This window comes from Deltaproteobacteria bacterium, assembly GCA_016218975.1.
Lineage (GTDB): Bacteria > Desulfobacterota > Deferrimicrobia > Deferrimicrobiales > Deferrimicrobiaceae > JAENIX01.
Genome location: JACRCO010000051.1, coordinates 20,430 through 28,412, shown reverse-complemented (window position 1 = coordinate 28,412; position 7,983 = coordinate 20,430). Strand labels below are relative to the sequence as shown.

Sequence of the window (7,983 nt, the reverse complement as noted above, 5' to 3'; positions counted from 1 at the left end):
CTCGTGGCCGGCGGCTATGCCGCCACCATATCGGTGTTCGTCTTCGCGTTCTTCCTGTCCCGCCGCCTCGGGCTTTCCGCCGGTGAAAGGGGAGCCTTCATCCAGGGATCGTTCCGCGCGAACCTCGCCTACGTGGGGCTGCCGATCGTCCTCAACGCGGTCGGGACCGAGGGCCTGCGCAAGGCGGGCATTTTCCTGGGCTTCATCGTGCCGCTTCTCAACGCCCTGGCGATACTTGCGCTTCTCCTGCCCCACGAGGAGGGGAAGAAGGGCGGGATGGGGAAAAGCGCGGGGAACATCGCCCGGCAGATCGCAACGAATCCCATCATCCTTTCCTGTTTTTTCGGAGTGGCGTGGAGCCTGTTCAAGATTCCCTTGAAGGGGCTCTTCGGGAAGACGCTCTCCATACTTTCATCGGCCACGCTTCCCCTTTCGCTTCTGTGCCTGGGGGGAACGTTCTCCTTCGAACGGGCCCGGTCGGGATTCAGGCTCGCCATACTGGCGTCTTCGTTGAAGACCGTGCTCCTCACGGGGATCGGGATCGCGGCTTTCCGGTGGATGGGCCTTGCGGGTGACGACCTTCGGATCGGCGCGATAATGATGGGATGCCCTACCGCTGTCGTCACCTACGTGATGGCGTCGCGGCTGAAAGGGGACCCGGACCTGGCGGGAACGATCGTCATCGTTTCCACGGGGGCTTCGGCCTTTACGATTTCGGGGTGGCTTTTCTTCCTGCGGGCGATGGGCTGGTAGGGGCGCGTAATACGTTGCCGTATACGCCGCCGCGGCAGAAGCATGGTGAGAAATTTTGGCTAAGGAAGCAGCACGGCGATAGTTTTCTTCGGGCCGTGCGCACCGACGGTGAGCGTCTGTTCGATGTCCGCTGTGCGGCTCGGCCCTGTGATGAAAGAAACGTTGCGCGGCAAGTCCCCCGATAGCGCCGCGAGACACTCTTCCATCCGATCAACCAATGCGGATCGGGAGAGAAGGGCGACGTGGACATCCGGAAGCAGGCCGGGAATGAGCGACTTCCCGCCCCGTCCGGTCTGCGCTATCGTGCCTGTTTCCGCGATGGCGAATTCCGCGGTCTGGATTCCGGCGGAGGAAGGAGCCGAGGACCGGCGGACCTCCTCGGGCGAAATCAGCGTGAAGGGACCGAACGGCACTAGCGTCTCCGCCACCAGCCGCGCGCCGGGGTCTCCGTCGGGGTGGAAGAGCGCCGTTACCGCGGAAAGGCGGAGCGCCTCCCCCAAGGCGGCAACCATCTGCTCGAAGGAGGGGCCGGCGAGAAACGCGCCGCCCTGCGATTCCAGCATTTCCCGAAACAGGGCGATCCGTTCGGATTCGTTCCGGGGCCCATCGCGGCCGAGCCCGGCCGCAGGCGGCGGCTTCGCTCCTTCCAGCCCCCGCAACGCTATCGCGATCCGGCGGAGCAGCTCCTCTTTCCGGCTCACCGGCTCCATGGGCGGATCCCCCGTTGTTTCTTCCAAAGCTTGCGGAACGGCTGCGGCGCGGGTGCGGGAAAATCCCTCCGGTCGGTCCAGCCCGAGAAACGGAACGGAAGCCAGGGTGTTTTCCCTTTCTTGTAAAGAAGCTGCGAGACCACGCCGATGAACCGCTCCAACGCTTCCAGTATCCCGGCTCGCCCCATAGCGGCGGCGTAGCTCTTCATGCCGAAAACCTCGGCCGGGTCTTTCATGCCCGCTTCCCTCTCATCCGCGCGAAGCTCCAGCAGCATTTCCGGGATGGGAATTTTTACGGGACAAACCTCGGCGCAGGCTCCGCAGAGGGTGCTTGCGTTGGCGAGCGTTCCCCCCTCGGCGAGGCCGGCAAGAAGCGGAGTGAGGACGGAACCCACAGGCCCGGAGTATACCCACCCGTAGGCATGTCCTCCGACGCTCTGGAACACCGGGCAGATGTTGAGGCAGGCGCCGCAACGGATGCACTTGAGGATGTCCCGGTACTTCCCCTGGAGGATCCCGCTCCGGCCGTTGTCGACGAGGACGATGTGGAGTTTTTCCGGTCCTTCCGGGTCCTCCGGCCGTTTTGCGCCCGTCAGCACCGAGACGTAAGTGGAGATCGGCTGCCCCGTGGCGCTGCGGGTCAACAGCCGCAGGAGGACGGGCAGGTCCGCAAGCCGCGGTATGACTTTTTCTATCCCGGCGACGACGAGGTGGACGCGGGGCAGGATCGTTCCCATCCTGCCGTTCCCTTCGTTTGTCACGATAACGGCGGATCCGGTGTCCGCGCACAGGAAGTTGGCGCCGCTCACCCCCATTCCGGCCGCGAGGAACTTTTCCCTCAGGCGCCGCCGCGCTATGGCGACAAGATCCGGGATCCTGTCGGTATATGGCTCTCCGAGTTTTTCCTCGAAGAGGCGCGAGACCTGCTCCCGTGTCTTGTGGACCGCCGGTGCGATGATATGGGACGGCGTTTCCCCGGCGAGCTGGATGATGAAGTCCCCGAGGTCGGACTCCACCACTTCCACGCCCGCTTCCTTCAACGCCTGGTTCAGGCCGATCTCCTCAGTGGTCATGGATTTCGACTTGACCGCGAGGGTGACCCCTTCCTCTTTGGCGATGCGGGCGGAGATCTCGCGGGCGTCGGCCTCGTCACGCGCCGCGTGAACGACCGCTCCGCGCCGTTCCGCCTCCGCGATGAACCGCGCCAGGTGGAAATCGAGTCGGCCGAGCGTTTCCTTCCTGATCCTCGAGCCCTCGTCCCGCATGGCCTCGAAGCCGGGCATGGCGGCCGCCGCTTCGGCGCGGGCCTTCACGAACTTCCCCGTCGTCCGGGAGATCGCGGCCTGGAGGTCGGCGTTGGCGAGCGCCTTTTCCGAGCGGCGGAAAAAGAAACGCGACAGCGGTTCCATCAGCCGGGAACCTCGACGTCACCGGCCAGGATCTCAGCGAGATGGAGCGGCTTCACGGGATAGCCGGAACGGGAAATCATTCCACCGATGTTCATCAGGCAACCTATGTCCCCCGAGGTGACGTACTGGGCCCCGGTGGCGAGGATCCGCTCGATCTTTTCCTCCACCATCCGGCAGGAGATGTGCGGGTACTTGACAGAGAAGATCCCTCCGAAGCCGCAGCATCGGTCGCTGTCCTCCATCTCGACCAGAGTCACCCCCGGTATGGCGCGGAGAAGCTTTCGCGGAGGTTCGATCACACCGAGACCCCTCCGCAGGTGGCAGGAGTCGTGGTAGGTGACCTTGCCCCGGAACGAAGACAGCGGGTCGGACACTCCCAGAATTTCGACGAGGAATTGCGAAAGCTCATAGGTCCGCTCCCCCGCCAGGGCGGCCAGCGAGAGCATCCCAGGCTCGTCCCGGAAAAGCACGGGGTATTCGTTCTTCACCATCGATGCGCAGGAGCCGGATGGTGTGACGATATAGCCGTCACCGGCGAACGCCTGCAGGAACTTCCGGGCCATTTTCCGGGCTTCTTTACGGTTGCCCGAGTTGAAGGCCGGCTGGCCGCAGCACGTTTGGGTAAGAGGGACGCGAACATCAGCCCCGAACCGCTCCAGGACGGCCGCGGTAGCGAATGCGACCCTCGGGAAAAACGCGTCGGCAAGGCAGGTGAAGAAGAGGGAGACGGGAACGGTGCGCTTGTTCGCCATCTACAAAGTATACCTAAGTCCGGGCACCGCCGCCGTCAGGAAGTATCAACCCCAGCGCCGCAAGGCGTTCTATGAATTTCCCCTTGTCGATCGGTTTCAGAAAGTACCCTTCGCACTTGCCGTTCGCGGCCAGGAGCACGTTTTGCCGGTCCCCGAGGCTCGTGGTGATCACTATCCTGGAGTTTTTCGCCAGGAACATCGATTCTTCCATCCTTCGGATGTCTTCGAGCACGCGGTGGCCGTCCCTGGCGGGCATCATGAGGTCGAGGCAGATCAGGTCATAGGGGTTGCCCTGTTGGTGAGCGAGCTTGAATGCATGGATCGCCTCCTCGCCGTTTACGGCGACATCGCATTCCCCGAATGGAACCAGGATGGTATTGAGCACCATCCGGCTGGTGAAGTCGTCTTCAGCTATCAGTATCCTCATTTGGATTCTCCCGGCTCTCTTCGGCCATTCCCGAGATTTCGGCGGCTTCCCTGTAACGAAGGAATTCCTCGTCGAGCTGGAGGAGCATCTTCTCGCTTTCCTCCGGCCGGCGGCCGTTCAATGCATTTTCGAGGTCCAGGAGGATGGTTGCGATCTTTCCGGCTTCTACGCATCCCGCGGCGCCCCGTGACGCGTGGGCGAGCATCGCCGCCTCCGACCAGTTGCCGAAAGGCAGGCAATTCCGGATGAAGCCGATCTGCCGCGGAAAGTCCGAAAGGAAGCATCCTACGATCATCCTTGCCGTTTCCTCGTCACCATCGAACCGCTCGACGATCCGTTCTCTCCCGAAGACATCGCGGGCAATTTCGGGTGAGCCATCGCTCAATAACCGTGGAGTTAACGTTGAAATACTTGTGCCCTCCAATCAAGCGTTTTGTGCCCACCTTGGCGTTTTATCGGATATTCGTATGCAGAACTTTATGATTTTTTCGCTTGAAATTACTTGAGTACAGATTCATCTTTGGAATCCCCGCGCTTCTTACGTTTTGGAAATAATCGGAAACGTTCCTGCAATGAAAAGTTAGCGTATATGTCCGTTTTGATTAAGGTATTAATCGATATTTTGCCGCTGCGATCCCGACATGCGTTCCGGATAGTCGAAATTTCAAGTAAATATAAGCCTTTTCCCCGGATTCGCCCCCTTGTTTTCCCTTTGGTACGGATATTGAACTGTGTGTTAGGCACGTAAAAAGCTTCCTGGAAAGGGGGTGATTCAGAAGTAGTGGCTTAACTTTGCGGTAAATTATTTGATGCAGGGTCGCAACGTCAACACTAAACCTATGCCAATCGACGGAGGTGGCAAAATGTTAAAGAGATTTTTCAAAAGCATCCAGGAGGAAAAGGGGCAGGCTCTTACCGAGTACGGGTTGATCCTGGCCTTGATCGCTGTCGTATGCATTGCGGCTCTTACTCTCACGGGCACCAGCGTTTCGGGCGTTCTCAACAATATCGCCGCACAGGTGTGATCGCTCCCGTACCCAAGGAGAGGGAAAAAGCGATGACGGACAAGAAAATGCATTCCGTATCCAAGCAAGGAATGGAAAAGGGCCGGAACGGCCAGGCACTCACGGAATACGCATTGATCATAACTTTCATCGCGGTGGTATGCGTCGCCGCATTGGCGGCTATGGGCACATCTATAAGCGGGTTCTTCAGCGGTTCGAGCGGGTGGTTTTAATGATGAGAAGATCGGCGGAAAGATCGGCGGGAAGATCGGAAAAGGGGCAAAGCCTGGTGGAGTTCTCCCTTGTGCTTCCGATCTTCCTCTTTCTTCTCGTCGGCATCGCGGAATTCGGGCGCGCATGGATGACCAGGAACATCCTCACCGGCGCAGCCCGCGAAGCAGTGCGTATCGCCGCGGTCCAGGGGAACTCCTCATCCGCGACCGCCCGCGCGAACAACATCCTGTCATCCGCCGGGATCAACGGCGCTTCCGTCGTGCTGAACGACGACGGAACGGCGTACGGAACCTGCGCGGCAACCGTTTCATACAATTTTCCCCTGGCGGTAGCGGGGTTTCTCCCCGGGTTGTCCGGCACATCGATTCCTTTGAGCAGCTCCACATCCATGAGGAAAGAATTCTGAAAGGGAGGCCATGCGCATGAAAAAGACCCGGGTCGTCGGAGTTGTGGGGGTGGCGCTGGTGCTTGCGCTTGCGGCCGGCCTGGGGGCCCACCGGTTCCTGTCACAGAAGAGCGCCCTTGCCGACGAGGCGAGACTGCATACCGCGGGCATCGCGGTGGCCCTCGTCGACATACAGATCGGCTCCACGATAAATTCGAACCAGGTGGGACTGTCCACCTGGCCGAAGGACCTTTACCCGAAGGACGCGTTCGCCGATACGAAGCCCGTCGTCGGCAGAATGGCCATGCGGGACTTCCTGCGAGGCGAACCGTTCGTCGAATCGAAACTTGTCCCCACCGACAAGAACGGCGGACTTCTTTCACTGAAGGTACCAGCCGGGATGCGGGCTTTCACCGTCAAGGTGAATGAAGTCGTGGGGGTAGGGGGATTCATAGTCCCCGATTCGCGTGTCGACGTCGTAGTTACGACCGCCGTATCTCCGCAGCGGCAGCAGGACCAGGTTTCCAAGACATTCCTCCAGGATGTCCTCGTCCTCGCGGCCGGGCAGATCGTGGAGCAGAAAGACAACAAGCCGATCACGGTGAATACGGTGACCCTGGCAGTGTCGCCGCCGGATGCCGAGAAGCTGGCGCTCGCGAGCAACGACGGAAAGATCCAGCTGGTCCTCAGGCACATCTCCGACAAGGAGAAGGTGGAGACCCCGGGGAGCGACAAGGGCAGGCTCCTGTCCTCGCTGCATCAGAAGCCTGTTCCTGCGGCAGCCGAAGGCACGGGCAAGCGCCAGGCACGGCGCGCCCCCCGGGAGGCCCGCCGAAAGTCCGACGCGTCGGACCGGGGGACTTCCGTTCAGGTGGCAAGGAGCCAATACGTAGTCGAGGTCATCAAGGCCGGAAAGCGTTCCGAGGAAAAATTCGAATAGCCCGAACATAGCCGCAGAGGGGGGTGGAGAAACGTGAAAAACACATCGGTAACCGCAGCCGTCCTTATAGGCATCATTCTCCTCATCCCCTCCGCGGAACCGGCGCTGGCCGGGTCGAAGATGGGAGTTCCCGGAGAGTCCGCCCAGGCGATGCACCTCAAGCCGAACCAGTCCTTCCTTATAGACACGGAATTCAATATCCGAAGGATTTCCGTCGGCAAGCCGGAGATCGCCGACGTCACCGTCGTGACGCCCAGGCAGTTGATGGTCACCGGTAAAACTCCCGGCGTGACCACTCTTATCTACTGGAACGACATGGGACTCCCCACCTCCGTGGACCTCAGCGTATGGGCGGAAAACGGCATCCACGGCGAATTGAAGAAATACGCGCCCGGCGAGAAGTTCGAAATCGGCGGGACGCCGGACTCCATGATCCTTTCGGGAAAGGTGAGCACGGACACGGCGCAGAACCGGCTGGTGGATGCGGCGAAGGCATATTCGAAGAACGTGGTCAACCTCCTCTCGCCGGATCGGGTGGAACAGATAATGATCCAGGTCCGGGTGGCCGAGGTCGACCGCAGCGCCGTAAAGGAGCTGGGATTCGGCGCCCAGACCGAGCAGGGCAGCATCCGGGGCGCCCTTTCGCCGGGGAACGCGTTCACCCCCTTCTTCGGAAATTTGAGAGACCAGGAAATCAAGAACATCGGTCCGAACTTCTCGTTCAGCGACGCGATGAACCTCTTCGTCGCGAAGCCAGGCCAGTTCCCGAAATTCGCAGCCTTCATCCATGCCCTGCAGGACCGGGGGTCGTTACGTATGCTCGCGGAGCCGAACCTTGTCGTGGCCAACGGCATGGAGGGGAAGTTCCTCGCGGGGGGCGAATTTCCGGTTGTTTATACGACCGCCTCGGGGAGCGGATCGGCCGTCAGCGTCACCTACAAGGAGTTCGGCGTGCGCCTGAACTTCCAACCGAAGATCGCCCCGAACGGTGAAATCTTCCTCAAGATCGCGCAGGAAGTGAGCGAGCTCGACTTCGCCAACGCGGTGCTGCTCTCGGGGTTCCGCATACCGGCGCTTAGGAGCCGCAAGGCCGAATCGAGCCTGCAACTTGCAGACGGTCAGAGCTTCGTCCTTGCGGGGCTCATCGACAACAAGATTTCCAAACAGGTGGCCAAGATCCCGCTGCTGGGAGACATCCCGGTACTGGGAACATTGTTTCGCAGCACGCGGTACCAGAACAATGAAACCGAGTTGATGGTGATGGTGACCCCGCGGATCGTCCGTCCCCTGGAGAAGGGGACGGCGATGCAGCTTCCGACGGACCGGATGAAGCCCGAGGAAACCTCGCCGAAGATGGTCTGGTAAAGCC

At 60.7% G+C, this 7,983-nt stretch carries 11 protein-coding genes; 6 read left to right on the top strand and 5 right to left on the bottom strand.

Going from position 1 to position 7,983, the window contains the following annotated elements:
* On the top strand, positions 1 to 753 hold a 753-nt coding region (locus tag HY896_06560), incomplete at its 5' end, for an AEC family transporter (protein MBI5576012.1).
* A 59-nt stretch (positions 754 to 812) separates the two neighbouring features.
* On the opposite strand, the gene HY896_06555 is transcribed toward HY896_06560, so the two are convergent.
* Genes HY896_06555 through HY896_06535 form a run of 5 tightly spaced genes read right to left on the bottom strand, consistent with a single transcriptional unit; the run spans position 813 to position 4,346 of the window.
* The gene (locus HY896_06555) at positions 813 to 1,463 is read right to left on the bottom strand and encodes a lactate utilization protein (GenBank protein MBI5576011.1); all 651 of its coding nucleotides are present in this window, start codon (positions 1,461 to 1,463) and stop codon (positions 813 to 815) included.
* Positions 1,451 to 2,872, bottom strand: a complete 1,422-nt coding sequence (locus tag HY896_06550; GenBank protein MBI5576010.1) for an iron-sulfur cluster-binding protein — start codon at positions 2,870 to 2,872, stop codon at positions 1,451 to 1,453. The genes HY896_06555 and HY896_06550 overlap by 13 nt, the downstream gene beginning before the upstream one ends.
* Positions 2,872 to 3,624 carry a (Fe-S)-binding protein gene (locus tag HY896_06545; protein MBI5576009.1) on the bottom strand — a complete coding sequence of 251 codons (753 nt, stop codon included), beginning with the start codon at positions 3,622 to 3,624 and terminating at the stop codon, positions 2,872 to 2,874. The genes HY896_06550 and HY896_06545 overlap by 1 nt, the downstream gene beginning before the upstream one ends.
* Before the next feature lie 13 nt (positions 3,625 to 3,637).
* On the bottom strand, positions 3,638 to 4,051 hold the full coding sequence (locus HY896_06540; protein ID MBI5576008.1) for a response regulator: 414 nt from the start codon (positions 4,049 to 4,051) through the stop codon (positions 3,638 to 3,640).
* Positions 4,032 to 4,346: an Hpt domain-containing protein gene (locus tag HY896_06535; protein ID MBI5576007.1), complete on the bottom strand. Its 315-nt coding sequence runs from the start codon at positions 4,344 to 4,346 to the stop codon at positions 4,032 to 4,034. Before HY896_06535 ends, HY896_06540 begins: the two co-directional genes overlap by 20 nt.
* Positions 4,347 to 4,914: 568 nt before the next feature.
* Between HY896_06535 and HY896_06530 the strand changes: the two genes are divergently transcribed.
* The 5 genes from HY896_06530 to HY896_06510 are packed head-to-tail and all read left to right on the top strand — an operon-like array spanning position 4,915 to position 7,979.
* Positions 4,915 to 5,076 (top strand): Flp family type IVb pilin, encoded by a 162-nt coding sequence (locus tag HY896_06530; protein MBI5576006.1) that lies wholly within the window; start codon positions 4,915 to 4,917, stop codon positions 5,074 to 5,076.
* 32 nt (positions 5,077 to 5,108) lie between these two features.
* The gene (locus HY896_06525; GenBank protein MBI5576005.1) at positions 5,109 to 5,288 is read left to right on the top strand and encodes a Flp family type IVb pilin; all 180 of its coding nucleotides are present in this window, start codon (positions 5,109 to 5,111) and stop codon (positions 5,286 to 5,288) included.
* Positions 5,288 to 5,695: a pilus assembly protein gene (locus HY896_06520; GenBank protein ID MBI5576004.1), complete on the top strand. Its 408-nt coding sequence runs from the start codon at positions 5,288 to 5,290 to the stop codon at positions 5,693 to 5,695. Before HY896_06525 ends, HY896_06520 begins: the two co-directional genes overlap by 1 nt.
* Before the next feature lie 16 nt (positions 5,696 to 5,711).
* Positions 5,712 to 6,614, top strand: a complete 903-nt coding sequence (cpaB, locus tag HY896_06515; protein MBI5576003.1) for a Flp pilus assembly protein CpaB — start codon at positions 5,712 to 5,714, stop codon at positions 6,612 to 6,614.
* 33 nt (positions 6,615 to 6,647) lie between these two features.
* Positions 6,648 to 7,979: a type II and III secretion system protein family protein gene (locus HY896_06510; protein ID MBI5576002.1), complete on the top strand. Its 1,332-nt coding sequence runs from the start codon at positions 6,648 to 6,650 to the stop codon at positions 7,977 to 7,979.
* The last annotated feature ends 4 nt before the right edge of the window (positions 7,980 to 7,983 follow it).